16 protein-coding genes are annotated in these 23,963 nt (G+C 52.6%); 6 read left to right on the forward strand and 10 right to left on the reverse strand.

Features of this window, described 5'->3' with window-relative positions; all coding sequences use genetic code 11:
- Window positions 1-7 precede the first annotated feature (7 nt).
- From ACFFJP_RS16425 to glnS, 3 genes are all read right to left on the reverse strand, one after another.
- Window positions 8-625: a LysE family translocator gene (locus tag ACFFJP_RS16425; RefSeq protein WP_377246606.1), complete on the reverse strand. Its 618-nt coding sequence runs from the start codon at window positions 623-625 to the stop codon at window positions 8-10.
- Between the two features lie 39 nt (window positions 626-664).
- Window positions 665-1,537, reverse strand: coding sequence for a substrate-binding periplasmic protein (locus ACFFJP_RS16430; RefSeq protein ID WP_377246609.1), 873 nt, complete (start codon window positions 1,535-1,537; stop codon window positions 665-667).
- Between the two features lie 506 nt (window positions 1,538-2,043).
- Window positions 2,044-3,708, reverse strand: coding sequence for a glutamine--tRNA ligase (gene glnS, locus ACFFJP_RS16435; protein ID WP_377248464.1), 1,665 nt, complete (start codon window positions 3,706-3,708; stop codon window positions 2,044-2,046).
- A gap of 211 nt (window positions 3,709-3,919) precedes the next feature.
- Here glnS and ACFFJP_RS16440 point away from each other — a divergent pair, with 211 nt between their 5' ends.
- Complete coding sequence (locus tag ACFFJP_RS16440; protein WP_377246612.1) at window positions 3,920-4,462, forward strand: hypothetical protein; 543 nt, start codon at window positions 3,920-3,922, stop codon at window positions 4,460-4,462.
- A 143-nt stretch (window positions 4,463-4,605) separates the two neighbouring features.
- Here ACFFJP_RS16440 and ACFFJP_RS16445 read toward each other — a convergent pair whose 3' ends face one another.
- The 3 genes from ACFFJP_RS16445 to ACFFJP_RS16455 all read right to left on the reverse strand — a co-directional run bounded on the left by ACFFJP_RS16445 (window position 4,606) and on the right by ACFFJP_RS16455 (window position 11,002).
- Entirely contained in the window at window positions 4,606-6,459 is a 1,854-nt protein-coding gene (locus tag ACFFJP_RS16445) for an alpha/beta hydrolase family protein (RefSeq protein ID WP_377246614.1), read from the reverse strand.
- Window positions 6,460-6,785: 326 nt separating this feature from the next.
- Window positions 6,786-9,773 (reverse strand): TonB-dependent receptor, encoded by a 2,988-nt coding sequence (locus tag ACFFJP_RS16450; RefSeq protein WP_377246617.1) that lies wholly within the window; start codon window positions 9,771-9,773, stop codon window positions 6,786-6,788.
- Between the two features lie 149 nt (window positions 9,774-9,922).
- A complete protein-coding gene (locus ACFFJP_RS16455; protein ID WP_377246620.1) occupies window positions 9,923-11,002 on the reverse strand; it encodes a collagenase in 1,080 nt (359 codons plus the stop codon).
- A 114-nt stretch (window positions 11,003-11,116) separates the two neighbouring features.
- On the opposite strand from ACFFJP_RS16455, the gene ACFFJP_RS16460 reads away from it, so the two are divergent.
- From ACFFJP_RS16460 to ACFFJP_RS16475, 4 genes are read left to right on the forward strand one after another with little or no spacing between them, the layout of a single operon-like run.
- Entirely contained in the window at window positions 11,117-12,250 is a 1,134-nt protein-coding gene (locus ACFFJP_RS16460) for a proline racemase family protein (protein ID WP_377246623.1), read from the forward strand.
- Window positions 12,247-13,404 carry a M24 family metallopeptidase gene (locus ACFFJP_RS16465; RefSeq protein WP_377246627.1) on the forward strand — a complete coding sequence of 386 codons (1,158 nt, stop codon included), beginning with the start codon at window positions 12,247-12,249 and terminating at the stop codon, window positions 13,402-13,404. Before ACFFJP_RS16460 ends, ACFFJP_RS16465 begins: the two co-directional genes overlap by 4 nt.
- A gap of 20 nt (window positions 13,405-13,424) precedes the next feature.
- Window positions 13,425-14,366 (forward strand): bifunctional Delta(1)-pyrroline-2-carboxylate/Delta(1)-piperideine-2-carboxylate reductase, encoded by a 942-nt coding sequence (gene lhpI / locus ACFFJP_RS16470; RefSeq protein WP_377246630.1) that lies wholly within the window; start codon window positions 13,425-13,427, stop codon window positions 14,364-14,366.
- A 42-nt stretch (window positions 14,367-14,408) separates the two neighbouring features.
- A complete protein-coding gene (locus ACFFJP_RS16475) occupies window positions 14,409-16,226 on the forward strand; it encodes an MFS transporter (protein ID WP_377246633.1) in 1,818 nt (605 codons plus the stop codon).
- 109 nt (window positions 16,227-16,335) lie between these two features.
- On the opposite strand, the gene ACFFJP_RS16480 is transcribed toward ACFFJP_RS16475, so the two are convergent.
- On the reverse strand, window positions 16,336-17,865 hold the full coding sequence (locus ACFFJP_RS16480) for a S10 family peptidase (protein WP_377246636.1): 1,530 nt from the start codon (window positions 17,863-17,865) through the stop codon (window positions 16,336-16,338).
- A gap of 223 nt (window positions 17,866-18,088) precedes the next feature.
- Here ACFFJP_RS16480 and ACFFJP_RS16485 point away from each other — a divergent pair, with 223 nt between their 5' ends.
- A complete protein-coding gene (locus tag ACFFJP_RS16485) occupies window positions 18,089-20,164 on the forward strand; it encodes an ATP-binding protein (protein ID WP_377246639.1) in 2,076 nt (691 codons plus the stop codon).
- 289 nt (window positions 20,165-20,453) lie between these two features.
- Here the strand turns inward: ACFFJP_RS16485 and sucD are convergent, their stop codons facing one another.
- The 3 genes from sucD to odhB all read right to left on the reverse strand — a co-directional run bounded on the left by sucD (window position 20,454) and on the right by odhB (window position 23,907).
- Window positions 20,454-21,326: a succinate--CoA ligase subunit alpha gene (sucD, locus tag ACFFJP_RS16490; protein ID WP_377246642.1), complete on the reverse strand. Its 873-nt coding sequence runs from the start codon at window positions 21,324-21,326 to the stop codon at window positions 20,454-20,456.
- Entirely contained in the window at window positions 21,326-22,492 is a 1,167-nt protein-coding gene (sucC, locus tag ACFFJP_RS16495; protein ID WP_377246645.1) for an ADP-forming succinate--CoA ligase subunit beta, read from the reverse strand. Before sucC ends, sucD begins: the two co-directional genes overlap by 1 nt.
- Before the next feature lie 227 nt (window positions 22,493-22,719).
- On the reverse strand, window positions 22,720-23,907 hold the full coding sequence (odhB, locus tag ACFFJP_RS16500; RefSeq protein WP_377246648.1) for a 2-oxoglutarate dehydrogenase complex dihydrolipoyllysine-residue succinyltransferase: 1,188 nt from the start codon (window positions 23,905-23,907) through the stop codon (window positions 22,720-22,722).
- Window positions 23,908-23,963: the final 56 nt, after the last annotated feature.

Consider the following 23,963-nt stretch of genomic DNA (forward strand, 5'->3'; position numbering starts at 1 on the left):
AGGCCAGTCAGGCTGCAACGGCTTGTAACCACAACTCATACACCACCGGCAGCACCGACAATAACAGCAACAATGCCATGCTGTAGTTGAACCACTGCCGATAATGTGGCTGATTCAGCACCCGACGCAGCATAGCGCCAAACGTCAACCAGGCGCCGACACAAGGAAAACTGACTAGCAAAAACGCAGCGGTGATCTGCAATACTTCCGATAAGACAGCGCCCCCCACTGTGGTGAAGGCGGCAATGGCGCCGGATGCCATCACCCAAGCTTTCGCATTAACCCATTGAAAAGCCGCCGCCTGCCAAAAATTCAGCGGTTTATTCTGCACCGTATCAATTTGACCGGCGCCACTGCCGGCGATCTTCCAGGCCAGCCATAATAGATAAACCACGCCAATAACCTTGATCACCGTATGTAACCACGGCAGCGTGGTAAAGATCAGACCAAAACCCAGACCAACCAGCAATACCATGGCTGGAAAGCCCAGGCAGATACCACACAGGTGCGCCAGACTGGCACGCACGCCATAGTTCACGCCAGACGACATCATCATAATATTGTTCGGACCCGGCGTGATGGTGCTCGACAAGGCAAAAAAGAACACAGCGAAAAATACGTCCATCAATACTCCCGATCAGTTTGAGTTTGGCAAGTACAGCAATCAGTCATGTCCAACGGCAGGGCTGGTTGCGGTGATGGCAGGACGGGTTGGCAGGTATGGATTTTGTATCTTTAAAACCCGACGTTGGTCAAGTCCTAATCCCTTTAACTTCGCGGCAAAATGCCGGTCAAACAAGCGCTGCAGACTACCATCCTGCTGCATCTGCCGGATGCCCTGCTCCAGCGCTGCGGCTAACAACGGATTTTGCTGACTGACAAAAAAATACTCAGCTGACGGATATTGGATTAGCCAGTGCGGTTCAATCATCAGGCCTTGTGACTGCCACTGCGCAATTTCATCACTGATCTCCAGCACACCGCGGGGCACGGCGTCTACACGTTGTTTCAGCAGCAACGGGAACAAATTAGCGTACTGCGACACACCCTGCACTTGCCAGCCGTGTTGACGTAATAATTTGGTGTCGATCCAATCGTGCACCTGAGCAAACTGCAATTCACGCCACTGTGCACCGGTGCGTAGCGCCGCAAAACGGGCCTGTTGCTGCTGATGGATCAGCAGCAGCCGGTAACCACCATAACCAAAATAGATGGGGATCCGCACCGGCAAATATTTTTGTTCACGCTCAACCGACGTCAAGGTCCAAACAACGTCGACCGCACCACCCGGCATTAACTCTTCCAGAGCGCGACTACGGGAAAACAAATGCCGGGAAGGCACCACTTTGAGATGGGGCGCGCTACGCTGCAGTGCTTCCGTCAGCAAGCTGATAGCGTAGTCGGAGCGGCGGTCTTGCTGATGCTGTGGTGGCGGATAACGCACCTGATCCTTGGGAGTAGCGGCAAATGCCGGCAGCACGCAGCAAAGCCAGTAGCAAAAACCCTGCAAACAGAGCTTCATCCGTGACACTTGCATTTACCTCCATGCCCTGCCGGTATGACCAAAAAAAACTGCAGGAGCAGTTTTTAACAATGCCACGCATTGGCCCAACGGGTGAGCGTCATGGATGGCAGCGAATAAAAAACTGCAGGAGCAGTTTTTAACAATGCCACGCATTGGCCCAACGGGTGAGCGCCATGGATGGCAGCGAATAAAAAACTGCAGGAGCAGTTTTTAACAATGCCACGCACTGGCCCAACGGGTGAGCGCCATGGATGGCAGCGAATACAAAACTGCAGGAGCAGTTTTTAACAATACCACGCATTGGCCCAACGGGTGAGCGCCATGGATGGCTGCGAATAAAAAACTGCAGGAGCAGTTTTTAACAATGCCACGCATTGGCCCAACGGGTGAGCGCCATGGATGGCTGCGAATAAAAAACTGCAGGAGCAGTTTTTAACAATGCCACGCATTGGCCCAACGGGTGAGCGCCATGGATGGCAGCGAATAAAAAAAACCAGCCCGCAGGCTGGTTTTTCTAATCAGGCTTCTGCAGCAAAGCTGTCCCGTAAGCCCACGGTGCGGTTAAACACCAGATGATCTGCGCTGGCATCGCGATTATCCAGGCAATAATACCCTTCGCGTTCAAACTGATAAGCCTGCTCCGCTTTGGCACTGGCCAGGCTTGGTTCAACATAACCCTGCTTCACTGTCAGCGATGCCGGGTGAATCACTTGAATAAAGTCATCTTCCGCTGACGGGTTAGCGACACTGAATAAACGGTCATAGACACGGAATTCAGCCGTCTTGGCTTGTGAAGCTTCGACCCAGTGGATCACGCCGCGCACTTTGCGACCGTCGGCCGGGTTTTTACCCAGCGTTTCCGGATCATAACTACAGACCAGCTCGAGAATATTGCCGTCGGCGTCTTTGATGACTTCATCGGCACGGATCACATAAGCACCGCGCAAACGTACTTCACCGCCGGTGACCATCCGCTTGTAATGCTTGTTGGCTTCTTCGCGGAAATCGGCACGGTCGATATACAGCACTTTGCCAAATGGCACTTTGCGGCTGCCCATCGCTTCGTCTTTTGGATGATTCGCCACATCCAGCCATTCCACATCCGCTGCGGTGAAATTGCTCAGCGTGACTTTGATCGGATCCAACACCGCCATGGCGCGTGGCGCGTGCGCATCCAGATCTTCACGGATACAGGCTTCCAGCGCACTCATTTCAATGACGTTATCTTGTTTGGTAATACCGATGCGTTTGGCGAATTCACGCAATGATGCTGGCGTATAACCACGACGGCGCAAGCCAGCAATGGTTGGCATCCGTGGGTCATCCCAGCCAGACACATGATTACCTTCAACTAATTGATGCAGCTTACGCTTACTCATCACCTGATATTCCAGGTTCAGCCGCGAGAACTCAATTTGCTGCGGGTGACATGGGATAGTGATGTTATCGAGGATCCAATCGTATAAACGGCGGTTATCCTGGAACTCCAGCGTACACAACGAATGGGTGATGCCTTCGAGCGCATCGGAAATACAGTGGGTGAAATCGTACATCGGGTAGATGCACCATTTGTCGCCGGTCTGATGGTGATGCGCAAACTTCACCCGGTAAATCACCGGATCGCGCATACAGATAAAAGACGACGACATGTCAATTTTGGCGCGCAATGAGCACTCACCTTCTTGAAAACCGCCCGCGCGCATTTTTTCAAACAGCGCTAAGTTTTCAGCCGGCGTGGTATCGCGGGTCGGGCTTGGCTTGCCTGGCTGCGTCAGACTGCCGCGGTATTCACGCATTTGTTCGGCATTTAAGAAACAGACGTACGCCAGACCTTTATTAATCAGTTCAACGGCATAACCATATAAGGCGTCAAAATAATCAGATGAATAACGCACATTGCCAGTCCACTGGAAACCCAGCCACTGCACGTCACGTTGGATTGAATTGACGAAATCGATGTTTTCTTTTTCCGGGTTGGTATCGTCAAATCGCAGATTGCAGGCGCCCTGGTAATCCTGTGCAATACCAAAATTCAGGCAAATGGATTTAGCGTGACCAATATGCAGATAACCATTTGGCTCCGGCGGGAAACGGGTCTGCACAGCAGTGTGCTTGCCGGATGCGAGGTCGGCATCAATGATTTGCCGGATAAAATTCGTGGGGCGTGTGTCGATGTCCGCCATATCAATCAGGTCCTTTTTCGGATAAATGCTGGGATAAATGCTCGATGCATAACGCCGCATTATAACACCGGCGTCAGCGCTGACCAGTAGCAGCGCGACAGTTGTCTGTGACCGAATTCATCAAGTGGGAACAACGCGCAGATCCAGTGCTCTGGCCAAGCCGTGATTGGGAACTTCAGACAGTTATTTGGTTTTATAAACCGGAGTTCGCATGCATCAGCCCTTGTTTCGCCGTCTCGCTGCGTTGTTATTGTGCAGTGCCTGCTTTTTACTGCCGCCAGCTCAGGCCGCGCACCCAGCGGCGCCGCTGGCTGAAATTGCCGTGGCGGCCGGCAGTTGGCAAGGCAAGCTGCTGTATAACGACTATGCCTCGCCCGGCAACATGGTCACCTTGCCCACGGCGCTGCATGTATCTTTGAGCCAGCCAGACACCCTGGTGCTGTATTTTATCTATGACGATGGTCCGGGCAAAATTGTCTATGGCTATGATCAGATGCAATTCGATCTGAAGGCAGGACTGGTCAATTGGCGCAGCGGTGACAATGCAACAGACACACAGCGCTATACAATCAGCGGGGTGCAGCGTAACTCAGCCGGCACGCAGTTCAGCCTTAGCCGGCAAGCGGACTCAATGTTAATCCAATATCAGCTGACGATATCCGCCAGCAGCATTGTCATGGAGAAAACGGAAGTCGCAGCTGCGTCGCCTGCGGTGTTCCGCCATCGCTATGAATTTTCCCGCCAGAAACCATAGTGCGCCGGCTTGTGGCTTTTGACCCATGGTAAAGAGGCTAAAAAAAGGACACCCACATATTCTAAAATGTGGGTGTCCTGAATAATTGCCCGTCACTCAAACCGCTTTGCAGAACCCGTTGCTCAATTGAACGGGTCCTACATTCATTGCCCGGATTGAGTCAGATGACGCTGTAAAAACTGATCCAGCGCCTGAAAGGTCTGTAACCGGTGTTGATTGGTGCTGAGGTAATGATCGCCTTGTTCTAATTCAATATATTCAACGTCTTTACCGGACTTTTTCAACAATGCGGCCATTTGCCTGCTGTGTTTCACTCGCACCGTTCGATCTTTTGTGCCATGAACCAACAACACTGGTACTTGAATATCCGTGACGAAATTGACTGGTGAGCGCAATTCCAGGTCAACGTCATCGTCGCCAAGTTGCTTTTGTACCACTTTATAATTAGTAAAAGACTTGCTGTCGCTGACCAGTTGCTGCAAATCGGTCACCGGGGCGAAACTTGCAACACAACGATACAATTCAGGCGTTTTGATCACGCCCATTAAAGCGGCATAACCACCATAACTGGCACCGACAATACAAATGCGCTTCGGATCACTGACCCCTTGCTTGATTAACCAGCGGGTGCCATCTTCGACATCATCTTGCATTTGCAGACCCCAATTTTTTAAGCCAGCCTGCATAAAATCAAAGCCATAGCCAGAAGACCCGCGGAAATTCATTTGCAGCACGGCATATCCCCGATTAGCAAAAAATTGCGTCCAATAGTCAAATCCACCATCGTCGAAGCTAATTGGGCCACCATGCGGAAAAACAATCGTTGGCAGATTTTTACCTGTACTGGCCTGAGGCAACGTCAGCCAGCCTTCAATCGCCAATCCGTCCCGCGCTTGGTAACTCACTTTGGTTTTTTCTGCCATTAAATCCGGTGGCAGTTGGCTGTAACGCTCCAGTAACGACGACATGTTTTTTTCTTTGCGATCCCAAAGCAAATACTGCCCAGGGTGCGAGTCACTGGAAGATAACACCAGCATAAGACTCTCATCTTGGCTGGAACTGATGATTTCGTTACTGTATTCGGGCAATGCAGTATCTAATGATCGTTGCAGTTTCACGTATTCTTCGTCAATGTAACGGCCACCCAGGCCAATTACTTTTTGCTTTGCCGCCGAGTATTGCATGCTGGCCGGGACATCATAATTCTCATCTGACATCACCAACTCGAGTTTTAATTGTGGATCATTCAGGTCCACTAGAAAAATAGCCCGCCGCCCCTGATGATAAGCCGAAACATAAAGCTGATTTGCCGCTTTGCCAAAACCAATAGGCCAAATCTCATCAGCCGACAAAGCTTCAAATTCCCACAATAGCCGATAGTCGTTGGTCGCAGCATCGCGCTCTTTAATTTGATAGGTGGTCCGCTGATGAAATATCGCAATACGCGGCTGATGTTGTCGATCCGCCACCCAATCGATAAGATTTTCCCGCCCCGTTACCAACAACTGGGTTAGTTCACCATCGAGGTTGATTTTCACCACAGCCGTCGAGAGTTTATCGGTTAAACCATCGACAGCCAGTAAAATATGCTTGGGGTCGTCTGGTAAGTCATCGACGATATTGGACTGAAATTGTGGTACCCGAACTAATTTACTCAAGAACTGCCTGGGAATGACGTTTTCTGATTTGCCGGAATGAATATCTATTTTTAACAACCGGGTTTCAATCACGGGCGTGCCATAACGGCTCGATGCATAGGCTCCGCGCATCAACAATTGATCATTGTTCGCCCAGCTTAATGACAAAATGTTTAAATCACGACTATCCGCTTTGACCAAAAAACGCGACTTACCGTCCGCCAGATTAAATAGTTTCACCAGAACCAGTTGCTCTTTGTCGGTGTTAAATCGTTGCACCATCGATAACAAAGTTCCATCAGGCGATAGTGTGATGTGGTCAATACTGGGAATACTGGCGAATGCCTCGACGGGTAACATAGCCGCAGACTGCTTTACTGCAGGCTCCTTGGCGACAGCTGCAAAAGTAAGAAAGCATAACAAGTGACAAAGTAGTTTAAATTTCATGACAGGTCCGTTAGTCAGCAGAGGATAGATGAGAGGAACAACACTAAAAATCACATTATTATGCAACATAATACACAATCAAAAAACAAAAACAGTTCGCAACGCCAAGTTGAGAGCGGTTTCAACAGCATTGCATTAAGCCTGCCGGATACCATCTGGCGCCATGCTAAGGCGTTTGAGGTTATAAAATAAAACCGGCCATACAGGCCGGTTTTTGCTAGACGAACTCAACACTCAAATCAGAACTGGTAGCGCACCACCAGCGAGACTACCCGCGATGCCTGCAGGCCTTGGGCAACATCCCAGTCCGGGTTGGCGGCAAAACTGCCGTCGGTTTTAGTGATTTGCGCAATTTCATTCACTCGCGTTGGCGTGTCTAAATTCAACAGATTGTACGCCGTGCCTTTCACTGTTAAGTCCCCGCCTGCGACTGTGGTCTGATAGGTCAACGACAAGTCCATTTCATACAACCAGTCGAGACGACCCGCGCTGCCACGCGGCGCCGGCGTGCCGTCCCAGTCATAAAAAGACGCTTGGTCATACCATTGGCTGGCACACCAGTCGGCCCACAACGACGGCGCTTTACAGGTGTCGACGCCGCCCGGATGGATACTGAAGCGGTTTTTCGGCGCGCCGGAAGTGGCGCGGGCGACTAAACCCAGGCTCCAGTCGTCGCTTAACTGATAAATCCCGCTGAATTTCAGCGCATGGCGGTGATCGTTCGGCAGGTTGCCATAGCCGTGGTCCATCAGATCGGCATAATCATAAGACGTGGTCCAGCCCGGGTCGGCCTGGCCGTTGTCGGTGCGCACCAAACCTTCGGTCATGCCCCAGCTGTGCGACCAGACGTACGAAGCAAACACCTGCAGCTCGTCCAGCGGTTTGCCTTCAAGAGTAAACTCAGCCGCCAGATAACGCCGTTTCGGATCCGGTAATTGCAGGTCGGCCGCGCTTAACTCCACGCGCTCTTTTTTGCCATCCTGATCAAAGTCATACAGGAAAGTCACGTCCTGACCTGGATTGATCAGCGTGTAGAAGTAACTTTCATTCGACTTATTTTGTACCTTATTTTGCTTCAGCCACTGTGCCACAACCGGGCCGAGGTCCGAATCTTCAATCGACTGTTTTAAATCGCGATATACCAAGCGGGCGCCGCCTTTGTAACGCTCGCCTAGCTGCTGTTCGATACCTAAAGTCCATTCATCGGAATACATCGGGCCCAGATCCTGTGCCGCAATACGTTCGACATCGACCGCGCCACTTTGCACGGTATTGGTCGCCACCAGCGCGCCAATGTCCGGCGAACCGTCCGCTTTTAGCAACGGGCTGCCGTTGGCGGCAAGCTGACCCGGTTTGTAGTAAAAATGCAGATCTTTTTGACCGCTGGCCTGTTTGATATTCATGTTGGCGGCGATCGGCTGGAAATAGCGGCCAGCCGTGGCAAACACTTTCTGAGTGCCATCACCCTGTGTGTCCCAAATCAGCTGCAGACGCGGTGCGATCTGACTGTCCAGTTTGGCGTAAGTCTGACCGGTGGTGGCGGTGTTTTCAAAATTACTGTGGCGGATGCCGGCGTTTAACACCAGAGTGTCGGTCATTTGCCAGCTGTCCTGCAGATAAAATGCTGCAGAATTCACTTCGGTCTCACCGCCGGTATCGCGCTGGCGTTTGCGGATATAAGTGCCTGCCGGCAGATTGATGCGCGAAATGGCGGTATAAGTGCGGTATTCCCACCAGCCACGCGCCTCACCGACGCCGTTCTGGTATTCCAGATAATCCACACTTAAGTTTTCACTGTCATAACCAAACTGTAGCGTGTGATCGGCCAGCTGCCAGGTGAAATCCAGCCGGATCTGGTCGCGCTGATAGGACTCGCCGGTCAGATTACTGGTGGTCCAGTCGCCGATGCGTTCGCCATTCAGATTGACATAATCCCATACGCCAGGCAGGTCATTGGTCGGCACCGTATCGCTATTATCCTCGACCCGGCCTACCGTGGCCGACACCGAGAAATCTTCCGTGAAAAAGCCTTGGTAACGCGCCGAATACATAGTACCGCCGCTGGTTGATAACGTCGTACCGGTGTGAGCGCCGACGCCACTGTCTTTGTTCCATTTGTAGTTCTGGTAAGTCAGATCTGCGCTGTTATCCAATGCGGTCAGTGTCAGCGAGTGATCTTCAGTGATATACCAGTCCAGATTGACAAACCAGCGGTTGTCGTCTTTGGTGTGATCGGTAAAAGCCGTGCCGGCCGAATTGGCATACTCTTCCTGATACCGCCGTGGATTAAACAACGCGTAAAAAAACGCTTTGTCTTCCAGCAATGGACCACTGAGCCAAACACTGGCTTCGCGGAACTGTTCTTCACTGTCGGCGTTGTTCAGCGCCATGCTGCCATTGGGGTTGTATACCGTGTCGTGCGCAGAAGCTAGTGCAGCCGGGTCATAACGCAGTTCAGCACCATAACGAAACTCGTTAGTCCCTGATTGTGATACCGCGTTGACCACCCCGCCGATAAAACGGTCGTACTCGGCAGAAATCCCGCCGGTTTTTACTTGCGTCTGCGAAATCGCTTCCCAGGGTAAATCGATAGAACCAATCCCGGTGCGCAGTGCGCTGATATTCATGCCGTTTAAGAAATAGCCGTTTTCGGCCGACGAGGCTCCGCCAAAGCTTGAGGCTTTAAACTGTGAACTGCGCGCCACACCGGGGGTTAACAATGCAATGTTTTCGAAACCAGTGTTGACTGGCATTAAGTCCAGCGTGGCCGCATCCAGCGTCAGACCTGCGGTCGAATCGCTGGTATCGATTTGGCGCATCATGGCGCCTTTGACTTCAATTCGTTCGATATCACCATCTTGCGGCAGCACCGGCGCGAACGTCTGCGCCTGACCCAGGCTGATATTCAGTTGCTGTAATTCGACCGGCGCCTGACCGGCGCGGTTTGCCAGTACCTGATAACGGCCTACCGGCAATGCGCGCAGGACATATTCACCTTTGGCGTTGGTCTGGGCTGAGCGAGTAAAGCCCTGCTCCAGATGTTTCACTGTGATAGTGACATTTTCCAGCTGCTGACCGGCGCTGGAACTGACCACGCCACGCAGCAAGCCTGAAGTATTGTCCTGCGCCATGACCGGGCTAGTGTTGAGTGCCAGACCAAGCGCGCTGGCCAGCATTGATAATCGTAAGGTATTGATTTGATGTTTAATTTTATGACTGTGCTTCACTGTCCAATCCTTATTTGAGGATATTATATATTGTATACCATTTCTGGCGACGCTATCCTAGATGAAAAATTCGCCAACTGTAAAGCCTCGTTTTTGCATTTTCGTCACAAAAGTGGCGCCGCATTGCTGCATAGCCGGCTGCGACAAGATCAGGGCTTGGCTTCGGCAACCTTGGCCTGAGCAACCTCGCTCTGAGAAAGCTCGCTCTGAGAAACCTGGGCCAGCCACTGCTTAAAACCGGCATCCAGTGACGTTCCCCAGCTTTTCACCAGCGCCTGATAACGCGGGTAGTCGCCGGCACGCCAGAATTGCAGTAGCTGGCTGGTTTTCGCGGGATGTTGTTCAATCAGGTAACGGCTGGCCAGATAACCCCAGCGATAGACGCGATCGCTGCCGCCGTTCTGTTCATAGCCGGTATTAAACAGCGCGCTGAGCTCAAACGCTGGGTTTGCCGCCAAGGCCAGTGCTTGCGGGTTGTCTGCACCATGCGCGATATACTCGGCCAGCCCCTCAGTCCACCACACCAGATAAGGCGTCAGAGGCGCTGGCTTCGGGCAATGTTCCGGTGCGGCGTGGGAGTCATGTAGGTTGGCGCAAAAATCGCCATAGAGGTTAAACCGGCCATCGAGGTAATGAATAAACTCATGTCGTAAGTTCCACACCTCACCGTTGTCGCGCTGATATGCGACAAATTCGGCCTGATTGCCGGGCCGGTCCGGCATGCCTTCCAGATACATGCCGCCATTGTCGGTCGGCATCGAAAAATGCACACCGGCATAGCGTTGATAGTCCGCTTTGGAGGCATAAATGTTGGCACGCAGGGTGGAGTTGCCATCATGTGCAACAGGCTTGTGCCCGGTCTGCAGCAACTGATGAAAGCGCTGTTCCAGTGCAGCCAGATCGATACAGATCTGCGTCAGCTGCGCGGGCTGCAGGTTGGCATGGCGCAGTTGCAAAGTATCACTGCAGCGATGCTGTTGCTGCAGCACCTCAGACACTGCCGGTGCCCCGGCGGAGGTCGCTGTTGCCGCGTCGGCCGGCAACGACAACGGCGCTGTACTCAGCGCAAGCCCGCCGAGCACAAATGTCAGCGCTTTAAATGACAGCTCTTTAAATGACTGCGCCGTAAAAGACAACGCCTTAAATGTTAGCGCCCTCAGGTTAAACGGCCGCTGCGGCGCCGTCCCAAGTTGCCGTGTCTGTGTTTTCGCTAAAAATAATCCCCGCATCACTTTCTCCTGTTCCGGTGGAAAATCCACCCAGTGGCTTTACATTGCAATCAGATATATTGTATACAATAGTCAAATGCTGAATTGCAATGCTAGGATGAAAGGCACGCGCTTATGCGAAATCCCCCTGTTGTTACCGGGCCCCAACGGTCAGCCGATCTGGTCCCACAACTAAGCCAGTGGGCGCCGGCCGCCTCGACTTTATGCATACAGACGTTGGATTGTCATACCGCCGGTGAGCCGCTACGCATCATCACGGCTGGTTTTCCAAAGCTTCACGGTGCGACTGTGCTGGCACAGCGGCAAGATTGTTTGCAGCAGCATGATGCATTGCGTCAGCTGCTGATGTTTGAGCCGCGCGGGCATGCCGATATGTACGGCTGCATCATCACGCCGGCGGAACGACCTGACAGCGCTTTTGGTGTGATCTTTATGCACAACGAGGGCTACAGCACTATGTGCGGCCACGCGATGATCGCGCTGGCGAAGGTGGCAGTGGAAAGTGGCGCGGTGGCGGTGACGTTGCCGGTGAGTAGTTTTTGCGTAGACGCCCCCTGTGGTCAGGTGCGGTTGTATGCCGAAGTGGTCGCGACCACAACGCCGGACGGTAGCGGCTTTCGGGTCAGAGATAGCTGGTTTGACAATGTGCCGTCTTTTGTAGACGGGCCGCGCCGTATGACTGAAGTGCCAGGGCTTGGCACTGTGTCTTATCAGCTGGCGTATGGCGGCGCGTATTACGCGTACGTCGAAGCCGCTGATATTGGTCTGTCACTGGCTGCAACCAATCACCGCGCCATCATTGCCGCCGGCCAGCAGATCAAGCAGCAGATCAACACCGAACTTCAAATCAGTCACCCCTTTGCCGCCGATTTGAGCTTTTTATACGGCGTGATCTTCACCGGACCGGCTGAACGCGCTGCAACAGGCGCTCAAGCAGCCACAGCAGCGGCCGATCTGCGCAATGTCTGTGTGTTTGCCGACGGTGAACTGGATCGCAGCCCGACCGGCAGCGGCGTCAGTGGCCTCGCGGCTATTTTGCACCAGCGCGGTCAGTTGCAACCCGGGCAGCTGCTGCGGGTTGAAAGTATTACCGGCGCAGTGTTTCAGCTTAGTGTGCTGCAGTCCTGCAGCTACGGGCCCCATCGGGCGGTGATCCCGCGCGTGCGCGGCCAGGCCTTTGTCACCGGCCGCCAGCAGTTTTTTTTAGACCCTCACGATCAATTTCCACAAGGATTTATTTTCCGATGAATACAGGGATCCCGATGCGCGCCGATCTGCAGGCGTCACCCGAATATGCCCGGCGTATGCGCCAGTTTCGTCAGACGATGCAACAGGCTGGTCAGGATGCTGCGTTGATTTTCGCACCACAACATCTGCGTTATTTGCTGAATTACGCCGGTGAAGCGGCGACGGCGCTGATCAGCAACGACCAGTGTTACCTCATCACCGACTATCGGTTTGAAGCGCAGGCGCGACAGGAAACAGTGCAGGCGCAGCCGCAATGTCAGGTGTTGTGCCGCGACCGTGACCGGCAAAGTCTCGGCGCTTTGCTCGGCCAGCTGCTGGCAGATCTGCACTGTAACAATCTGTGGTTTGAAGCCGACCAAATCACAGTCCAGCTGTGGCAACAACTGCTGGCCGATCTGCAATCGGGCGGCAATGGCCATCTGCTGCGCGCCACCGCTTGCCCGCCGGTACTCGCCGGCATGCGGATGATTAAAGATGATTATGAAGTCAGCCAAATTCAGCAGGCAGCTGCCATCGCAGACAGTGCATTGGCACAAGTACTCGGATTATTAAAACCGGGGATCCGCGAGCACGAATTTGCCACTGAGCTGGAATACCAGCTGAAAAAACGCGGCGCCGATGAGTTGTCGTTCGCCACTATTGTCGGTTTTGGTGCGCGCTCGGCCTTGCCCCATGCCTTGCCCGGTGACAAACGGCTGCAAAAAGGTGATTTGGTGCTGGTGGATTTTGGCGCTGCGGTGAATGGCTATCGCTCCGATATGACGCGCAGTTATGTCGCCGGTAAACCGGACGTGATGCAGCAAGCGCTGTATCAAACTGTGCGGCAGGCCCAACAAGCAGCGCTGGCGCGGCTCAAAGCCGGTGTGACCGCCAGCAGTCTGTTTCAGGTGTCAGACCAACTGCTGCAGCAATCCGAATTTGGCCGTTTCGCCGGACCAGGTCTTGGCCATGGCGTCGGTTTGCAGTTACACGAGCAACCCTTTTTGAGTCCGAACTGCCATACACCACTGCAAAGCGGCATGGTGGTTACGATAGAGCCGGGCTTATATCTGCCCAATTATGGCGGCGTGCGGCTGGAAGACGATGTGCTGGTGACCGAGCGTGGTTACTCTTTGCTGACGCAAGCACCAAGCCACTTCGAATTAGCACTCTGATTAGATAAAAAGGAACACCGATGCAGTTTATCAGTGCACAACAAGTCGATCAGGTGCTGGAGTTTCCATTACTGATCAACGCTTTACAACGTGGCTTTGCCAGTGAATTCTCGATGCCGGCGCGCCAGGTTTTTCCACTATCGACTGCTGGCAGCGACGCCTTTGCGCTGTTGCCGGCCTGGACCGCTGACCTGATCAGCGTCAAAGCTTTTTGTTATTTTCCAGACAATAGTGCAGTCGATCTACCGACTTTGCATTCCAGTATTCTATTGTACCGACGCCAGCACGGTACACCGCTAGCGATGGTCGAAGGCACGCGCGTGACCTGCTGGCGTACGGCTGCGGTTTCAGCGCTGGCGGCACGTTATCTGGCGCGCCACGACGCAACGACCTTGTTATTGCTCGGTACCGGCGCCCTCGCCTTACCGCTGATCCAGGCGCATTTGTCGGAACGGCCACTGCGCCGGTTGCTGTTGTGGGGCCGATCCCCCGCTAAAGTGGCGCTTCTGCAACAACAGGTGCAACAACGGTTTCCAGCAATAGAGATTGAAATCTGCACCGACATCAAAGCCGGTTGCCGCGAGGCCGACATTATTGTGGCTGCCACCGGCAGCGCGACGCCGCTACTGTTTGGCGCCGACATCCGCCCAGGTTGCCATGTCGACTTGCTCGGCAATCACAGCCCAGCGCAGCGGGAGTGTGACAGTGTTTTGCTGCAACGGGCGTCAGTTTATGTCGATGACCGGCGCAATGTGCTGAATGAAGCCGGCGAACTGTTAATCCCGATCAGCGAAGGCGTGTTTGCCGCCAGTGATATTCGCGCCGAACTGGCGGAACTGTGCCGTGCCAACCGCTTCGCGCGCCAATCCGATCAGGAAATAACTTTGTTTAAATCAGTCGGCACCGCGCTGGCCGATTTGCTTTGTGCCGCGCTGGTATTGCAGCAGCCGTATTTCAGTTAAGCGGCAGCGTCGCCACATCAGCCTGCCTCATCCGGAGTTTTCATGACCGAAGTCCACGCGAAGACCCGCACGGCCAAACCCTTTGGCCGCGCTTTTTATCTTGCCAACGGCATGGAGATTTTCGAACGGCTGGCCTGGTACGGTTTTTTCAGTCTGTCGTCGTTGTACCTGACCAGCCCGCGCAGCCAGGGCGGCTTGGGTTTTAGCGATCAGGAGCGCGGGTTTTTGCAGGGCATGATCCCGTTTTTACTGTATTTGTTGCCGGTGCTGACCGGTGCGCTGGCCGATCGTTATGGCTACCGCCGAATGTTTTTATTGTCGTTTTGCTTGATGGCGCCAGGCTATTTTTTGCTCGGGCAAGTGCAAAGTTTCTGGCCGTTTTTTTCAGTGTTTTTGCTGGTTGCCGTCGGCGCGGCTTGTTTTAAACCGGTGGTAGTCGGCACTGTAGGCCGCAGCAGTGACGACAGTAACCGCGGCCTGGCATTTGGCGTGTTTTATACCATGGTCAACATCGGTGGCTTTTTAGGCCCGCTGGTCGCGGGTTATTTACGCGCCATCAGCTGGGATTTAGTGTTTCTGATGTCGTCGTTCTGGATCCTGCTGAATTTTATTCCAGCCCTGCTGTGGTATCGCGAACCCCAGCCCGTCAGCACCCAGAATGCCGGCGCTGCGACAGCGGATCAGCGCAGCCTGCGCCAGGTGCTGCTCGATATGCAAAGTGTGCTCGGCAATGGCCGGCTTGCACTGTTGGTGCTGCCGCTGTTATTGCTTTTGATGTTCAGCCCGCGCTTGCCGCTAAGCCCAGCGCTATTGCTGACGACTGGCCTGAGCTGGCTGGTACTGAACCTGCTGTGGAGTGCCTGGCAACGTTTTCGGACGACAACCGCTGATACCTTGCCGGTCGCATGTCAGCCGCAGCCCTGGTATCGCCAGCCAATCCGACTCGGCCATCGGCCTTTCGTGGTTTATTTGCTGATCCTGACCGGCTTTTTTACCGCCTATATGCAGTTGTTTATCACCTTGCCGCTGTATCTGCGGGACTTTGTCGACACCGCCGATTTGGTCCGAAGCTTAAGCACGATAGCACCGAGCACACTGGATTATCTAGCCGCGGTGAATGTACCACAGCTCGCCACCGCCTTACCCTTGATGGCGCAGCAATATCTGGCAGATCCGACTCAGCTGCCAGACATCGCCCGTCAGCTCGCCCATCATAAAATCCAGCTGCCGCTGGCCGACCTTGCCACCGGTTTGCAGCAGCTCAGTCAGGCCGGTCACGATGCAATGCAGCTCGCACAGCAATGGGCGCAGGTTTACCGGCAGATTAATCCGGAATACATCGTTAATCTGGGCTTTCTCAGTATTGTGCTTTGCCAGATCGCCATCAGCCGGCTGATCCAGCGTTGGCCGGCGCTGCCGGTGCTGGTCGGCGGTACTGTGCTGCTCAGTCTGGGTTTATTGCTGTGTGGTCTGTCGGCGCAGGTGCGTATCGCTGGAGCCATGCTGGGTGGCGGCATGCTGGTGATCGCCGGTGTGTTGTTATTTTCGGTCGGTGAAATGGTGGCGTCGCCAAAAAGTCAGGAGTATGTCGCAGCAATAGCACCGCCTCGTCAGACCGCGATGTACATGGGTTATTATTTTGTCGCGATGGCATTGGGTAACTTATTCGCCGGCTTATTGTCGGGCTGGTCCTATAGCTATTTTGGCCAGACGCTGCAACAACCGCTGCTGATGTGGGCTTTGTATGCGCTGATTGCGGGCCTGACCGCCATCGCATTATTGTGGTTTCATTATTGGCTAGGTCGCGGTCCCATGCATGAGTCGATGGCAGCATCGGTCACTGCAGCCGACCCAACCTGAGTCTGCTGCCGCAGCAGCAAAAACTAAGGCGGCACCTGGCCGCCTTGGTTATTACTTCGAGACTATGAGCTTCGAGACTAGTTGTTTCGAGGCTAGTCGCTACGAGAGATCAGTACTTCGCTGCCTGCCCTTCTTTAGGCAACGACGCTTTGATAAAAGCCCGTAGGTCGTCGTTGGATGATTTTAAATCTTCGTAGCGCAGGTACATCATATGACCGCTACGATAGCCTTTAAAACTTAAGCGCGATTTCATTTTACCGCTCGGGTCCAACTGCCACATGCTGTACTTGGCATCAAAATAATTGGTTGCACCATCATAATAACCCGACTGGATCAGCACATGCAGATAGGGGTTTTGTGCCATCGCCTGACGCAGGTTTTCACCGGTCTGATCGCCCTCGCGGTTCCATGGGTGCACCGGGCCAAACATGTTGTATTTGACGTCAGTTTTGTAATTGAGGCTGGTACGCAGGTAATCATTGATCGCCGGCGTGAATGAATGTAACCAGGACGTCAGTTCGGCATTGTAATCAGGCTCAGCTCCGGCTTCTTTACGGTCGATGCCGAGGTAGCGCGAATCCAGCCGGCCCACGGTCTGGCCACGGTCACGCAGCAACTCTTTCCAGAAATAATCAGTTGGAATATCCAGATTATTCGCCAGCACCGCCTGCACTGACAATCCGGAGAACTTCGCCACTTGCTCTGCTACCTGCTGTCTGTCAGCCACTTCGACATAAGAGCCTTTCGCCAGATGCGGTAAATAGGTGTTCAGCGTAAATTGTTCAGATTGCGCGAGCACGTCCATCAGGTCCAATTGCTGCAGCTCCGCCGGCAACTTTTTGTGGTACCAGGCCGTCGCCGTGTAATACGGCAGGCGGTTCGCCACATCAACCGGGCCTTCGCGTTTGATGCCAAGCTCAGTCGGTGACACCAGGATCACGCCATTTAAATACATCCATTCTTTATTTTGCAGCGCGAGCGCTAAACCGGACACGCGAGTCGTGCCGTAGCTTTCACCGATCAGATACTTTGGCGACGGCCAGCGTTGATGCCGGCTGACAAAAGTTTCAATCCAGGACGACAGATAATTCACATCTTCATTGACGCCAAAAAACATTTTTTGCTGCGCATCACGCGACGGCATTTTGCCGTCTTTGCCCGGTAATACCCGTGAGTACGCAGTATTCACCGGGTTTACAAACACGATGTCGGCAGTATCCAGTACCGAATATGGATTGTCTTTGGTGCCGTATGGCTGCAGTGGATAGCCTTCACTGTCGACATTCAACGCGCGTGGACCTGTGTAGGCAATTTGCATCCAGACCGACGCCGAGCCCGGACCACCGTTAAACGAAATTAACAAAGGCCGCTTCGACTTGTCTTTGATATCCGAGCGTTCGTAATAGGTATAAAACAACGTCGCCGTTGGATTGCCCTCTTCGTCCCACACCGGCTGCGTGCCAGTCTCAGCGGTATAAGGGAAACTGACATTGTTCACTTCCGCCTGATGTTTGGTCACTACTACTTTGTCGATATCGATCTGGCGGTTATGGCTTTCGGGTGCGGCATCTGCTGCCTGTACCGGTAACAGCGGCATGCTCAGCAACAGGGCTGACAGCAAAAACACTTTATTTTTCATGTGAAGACTCTTGGTTAGATAAAGAAAAACAGCTGGTCCTGATTAAACTGCGGGAACGCCAAAGAAATATAGTCAGACTGAGACCAATAACCAAAATACAGGTTAAGTGCGGAACTATGCTGCAACAATGACGCGGTCTGGCCGATTTTCCGCTATGGTTTGTCTTAAGTATCCCGGATCTCCCAGGCTCAGGGAGAGTTCACGCGCCGCAACCGGAATGTTTTTGCGCAGTAAGCTGGCAGCAACAATGAATATCAGCCCACTGTCCCGACACTTTCGCGCCTTGATTTATCTCTGCCTGTGCTGGCCAATTGCAGCATGGTGCCAGCATCCGGCGCCATGGCAGGCACAACTCGGGCAAATTCAGCTGGAAAGCAAATCTGCGCCACGCCAGGCAAATGCAAAAATTGACCAGTGGCTACCAAAAGTACCCACCGACAATCTTGAACTACGAGAGCAGCTGATCAATACCAAAGCGTTTAATCTGTTGATCCTGTCGGAATATGCCGCGTCCGAACAGCTGCTGCAAGAATGGCAGCAGGAAGTGCAGGTGCAATACCCCGAACGCACTACCCGCGCGCTGGAGATCCGTGGTTACGCCGCGATGCGTCAGGGTGACCATGCCAGTGCCAGCAAACTATTCAAGCAGGCACTTGAGCAGGCCACCGACTATGCGCAATTTGAACGGCAAATCACCACGCGGATCTATACCGCGATGCAGGCCATGTACACGGGCCAGCACGACCCCGCATTGGCATTACTGCTGGCGGCAAAAGCGCTGAATGACAAACATCAGTTTGCTTATCTTCGCGTCAATATTATTAATAACCTCAGCACTTTATATATTGATATGGGCAAGTATGACCAGGCACTGCCACTGTTGCAGGCGGCATTAACTGATCCAGCGTTTTTACCCGCTGACCTGTTATATGTGAAGATGGGACTGGCACGTTGTTATCTGGCGCTCCGGCAATATACGCAGGCGCTGCCGTATGCGCGCGAAGCATTAATCGGCTATCAGCAACGGGCAGATCCCTATTATCTCAGTGCGGTGTATCTGATGCTGGCAAAAATTGCCTGGCAGCAACAACAACCTGCTGAAACACAGCAACAGCTGCAACATGCGCTGGCATTGGCAGAGAAACATCATTTAAATGAACAACTTTCTGACGGCTATTTATTGCAAAGTCAGTTGCAGCAACAAGCGGGTCAACCTGCGCAAGCGCTGAAGTCATTGCAGTTACATCTGCAGTATTACAAGGTTTATCACAATGAAGCAGCGCAGGATCAGGCCTTAGCACTGCGCAGTCAGATTGACAGCCTGCAGCACGAACAGGATATTTCCGACCTGAAACAACAGGTTGAATTAAATGCATTAAAAACCGCCCATCAAACCCGCATCAGTTGGATGATTACACTAGGCACCGGTACCCTGATCCTGCTGCTATTTATGCTGATGCGTCTGCAACGACGCAAACGCGCTGAAGCAGAGCGTTTTTCAGCCGAACTGGCCAGCTCTTACCAGCAACTACAACAAACCCAGCAGGAACTGGTCACATCAGAGAAAATGGCAGCCATTGCCGGCATGGTGGCCGGTCTGGCGCATGAGCTGAATACACCGCTTGGGATCCTGACCACTGCGGTCAGTCTGGCGCAGGAAAAAACTACCGAGTTCCAGGCCAAACTGCAACAAGGACTGACCCGGCAGGACTTACAGCAGTATCTGGCTACAAATACCGAAGTGACCACACTTGCGGCGAGCAATATCGAACGTTGTGCCGCGCTGGTGCAGAACTTTAAACAACTGGCGGTCGGACGCAGTGAAGTACTCAGTAATTTTAATTTGCAGATGCTAATCAATGACATCAGCATGCTGCTGGGCTCCAAACTGCAGCAACAGCAGATCCAGCTTCATTGTGCCGGCACCGATATCATGCTGCATGCGGACGTACAGCATTTCCAATTGCTGCTGATTGAATTACTCAATAACGCTTTACTCCATGCCTTTCGCGACAAAGCTGGCGGACGTATTGACCTTAGCATCCGCCGTTGTGCTACTCATTTTGAACTGCATTACCAGGATGACGGTATCGGCTTTCATCAGGGAGCACCGGATAAAGTGTTTGAGCCGTTTTTTACCACCAGCCGCAGCAGTGGCCACACCGGCCTTGGTCTCAATCTGGTGTACAACCTGGTAACTGTGGCGTTACAGGGGGAAATCAAAGCGCTGCCGGTGACCACCGGCTTTGCCCTGTGTTGCCGGCTGCCAAACCAATGGCTGGCTGAGGACCCGCGCTGACAACAACGTCAGTTGGTAAAAAACCTGTAGGTACCGGCAAGCGCAGCGTCGCCGTACACAACGCACACCTACACCATCTACTGTCCATGCAGCATCAATTGAAACAGTATCCATGGCAATTTATAGCAAAGCACTGGATCTGTTTGACACGCAAGGTCCGTTCAGACGACGTCTTGTAAAAAAAGTACGGCGACGCTTCGCTTGCACGTACCTACCAAACTCTGTTGGACATCAGATAAAAAACCCGTCACAAGGACGGGTTTTTTCAACACTGAAAACTAAGCAGTTATTACCAGCCAGTCAGTTCACGCAGTGCTTTACCAATGTCTGCCAGAGAACGGACGGTTTTAACACCAGCGTCTTCCAGAGCACGGAATTTGTCATCAGCAGTACCTTTACCACCAGAGATGATGGCGCCAGCGTGGCCCATGCGCTTACCAGCTGGTGCAGTTACACCGGCAATGTAAGACACAACAGGCTTGGTCACGTTTGCTTTGATATAGGCAGCCGCTTCTTCTTCAGCAGTACCACCGATCTCACCGATCATGATGATCGCTTCAGTCTGTGGATCTTCCTGGAATAATTTCAGGATGTCGATGAAGTTAGAACCTGGGATTGGGTCGCCACCGATACCAACACAAGTAGACTGACCGAAACCTTCGTCTGTGGTTTGTTTCACAGCTTCATAAGTCAGTGTACCTGAACGCGATACGATACCAACTTTACCTGGCTTGTGGATATGGCCTGGCATGATACCGATTTTGCATTCACCTGGCGTGATCACGCCCGGGCAGTTAGGGCCGATCATGCGAACGCCTTTACGATCAACGTATTCTTTAGCGAATAACATGTCGATCGTTGGGATACCTTCAGTGATACAAACGATCAGTTCCAGACCTGCATCAGCCGCTTCAATGATCGCGTCTTTACAGAAAGGAGCCGGAACGTAAATCACAGTAGCAGTAGCGCCAGTGGCAGCCACAGCTTCTTTTACTGTGTTGAACACTGGTAAACCAATGTGCGTCGTGCCGCCTTTACCTGGGCTTACACCACCAACCATTTTAGTGCCGTATTCCAGCGCCTGAGTTGAGTGGAAAGTACCTTGGCTACCGGTGAAACCCTGGCAGATGACCTTAGTGTCTTTGTTGATGATAATAGACATTATTTGCCCTCCGCGGCTTTCACTACAGCTTTAGCAGCTTCTGATAATGAAGTCGCAGCGATGATGTTCAGGCCAGAACTTTGCAGTTTCTGTGCGCCTAATTCAGCGTTGTTACCTTCTAAACGAACCACAACCGGTACGCTTACACCGACTTCTTCAACTGCACCGATGATGCCTTCGGCGATCATGTCGCAACGAACGATACCACCGAAGATGTTGACGAATACTGCTTTTACAGCAGAGTCAGACAGGATGATTTTGAATGCTTCGGTCACGCGCTCTTTCGTCGCACCACCGCCTACGTCCAGGAAGTTTGCTGGCTGGCCACCGCTTAATTTCACGATGTCCATAGTACCCATAGCTAAACCGGCACCGTTAACCATACAACCGATGTTACCTTCTAAAGCAACATAGTTCAGTTCCCACTGAGCAGCACGGGCTTCACGCTCGTCTTCTTGTGATGGGTCATGGAAAGCGCGCAGTTTTGGCTGGCGGTACAGTGCATTGCTGTCAGCAACCAGTTTGGCGTCTAAGCAGTGCAGGTTGCCGGCAGAAGTGATCACCAGTGGGTTCACTTCGATCATCGCAATATCCAGATCAACAAACATCTTGGCGAGGCCTAAGTAGATGTTAGTGAACTGTTTGATTTGCGTGGCATTTAAGCCCAGTTGGAACGCGATTTCACGCGCTTGGAACGGCTGAGCACCTACCAGCGGATCGATCGCCATCTTGATGATTTTTTCCGGGCTTTCTTCAGCGACTTTCTCGATGTCAACGCCACCTTCAGTCGACGCCATGAAAATAATGCGACGGCTTGAACGATCTACCACGGCACCTAAATACAGTTCTTTTTCAATATCTGTACAGGTTTCAACCAGGATCTTGCTAACAGGCTGACCTTTTTCGTCAGTTTGATACGTAACCAGGTTTTTGCCCAACCAATTTTGCGCAAAGGTACGGATCTCTTCTTTAGAAGTCACTAACTTCACACCGCCCGCTTTACCGCGACCACCAGCGTGAACCTGAGCTTTCACTACCCACTTGTTACCACCAATACGATCAGCTGCTTCTGCGGCGGCTTGTGGAGTTTCTTCCGCGTAGCCTTCAGATACAGGTAAACCGTATTCGCGAAACAGCTGTTTTGCCTGATACTCGTGCAAATTCATGGCTTATTTCCGTTTTTCTTTAGTTTGTGACCGGGACAACCGGCCTGACCCATTGAGCAAAGCCGTAGCGATACTCAGATGATTTGGAGACTCAGGTGTTAACCTTTGCCTCCGGTTTTTGTTATACCCTTCACCCTTGACTATGTGGAGATGTCGGCTGCTTTCATTCGCTGAGGCGCCAATCTCTTTCGGCTATCGCCTTCCCACATCGCCAATGGTTTTAGGTATTAGATGTCCAACAAAATACGCGTTGGATCTTCTAACAATTCTTTGATCGTTACCAGGAAGCCAACTGACTCTTTACCGTCGATGATGCGGTGATCATAAGACAGCGCCAGATACATCATTGGCAGAATTTCCATCTTGCCGTCGACAACCATCACGCGGTCCTGGATCTTGTGCATACCCAGAATGGCTGATTGCGGCGGGTTGATGATTGGTGTAGACATCAACGAACCAAATACGCCACCGTTAGTGATAGTGAAGTTACCGCCAGTCAGGTCGTCGATCGACAGCTTGCCGTCACGGCCTTTCAGTGCCAGAACTTTGATGGCTTTTTCAATTTCAGCCAGGTTCATCTTGTCACAGTCACGCAGCACTGGTGTTACCAGACCACGAGGTGTAGACACTGCAATGCTGACGTCAAAATAGTTGTGATAAACGATATCATCGCCATCAATCGCTGCGTTCACTTCAGGGAAACGTTTCAGCGCTTCAGTCACGGCTTTAACGTAGAAAGACATGAAACCTAAACGGATACCATGTTTCTTCTCGAACACGTCGGCATATTGCTTACGCAGGTCCATGATTGGTTTCATGTTGACTTCGTTAAACGTCGTCAGCATGGCTGTAGAGTTTTTCGCTTCCAGCAGACGGTTAGCGATGGTTTTGCGCAGGCGCGTCATCGGCACACGTTTCTGTGAACGGTCACCTGAAACCACTGGAGCGCTAGCTACTGGTGCAGCTGCAGCTTTTGCTGGTGCAGCAGGCGCGCCAGCCAGGAATTTTTCCACGTCTTCTTTAGTCACGCGGCCATTTTTACCAGAACCCTGGATTTTGGCAGCATCTAAGCCTTTTTCAGCGATCAGGCGACGGACAGACGGCGTCAGTACATCGTCAGTTGCTTCGGCAGCAGCCGGAGCTGCAGCTGCTGGGGCGGCGGCAGGTGCTGCAGCAGCAGTTGCGCCGGCATTCATCTGACCAATCACTTGCTCAGCCAGTACCGTAGCGCCTTCTGCGTGCAGAATTTCGCCCATTACGCCGTCAGCTTGCGCGACGACTTCTAATACTACTTTGTCAGTTTCAATATCAACCAGGACCTGGTCGCGGCTGACTGCTTCACCTGTTTTTACATGCCAGGTGGCGATTGTTGCATCTGCAACGGATTCTGGGAGTACCGGGACTTTAATTTCCACTTTGTCACCTTTTTACAGATTGGTTTATGTCTGTCTTATCTTGGAAAACCAAAGTC

This window comes from Rheinheimera tilapiae (assembly GCF_042432165.1).
GTDB lineage: Bacteria > Pseudomonadota > Gammaproteobacteria > Enterobacterales > Alteromonadaceae > Pararheinheimera > Pararheinheimera tilapiae.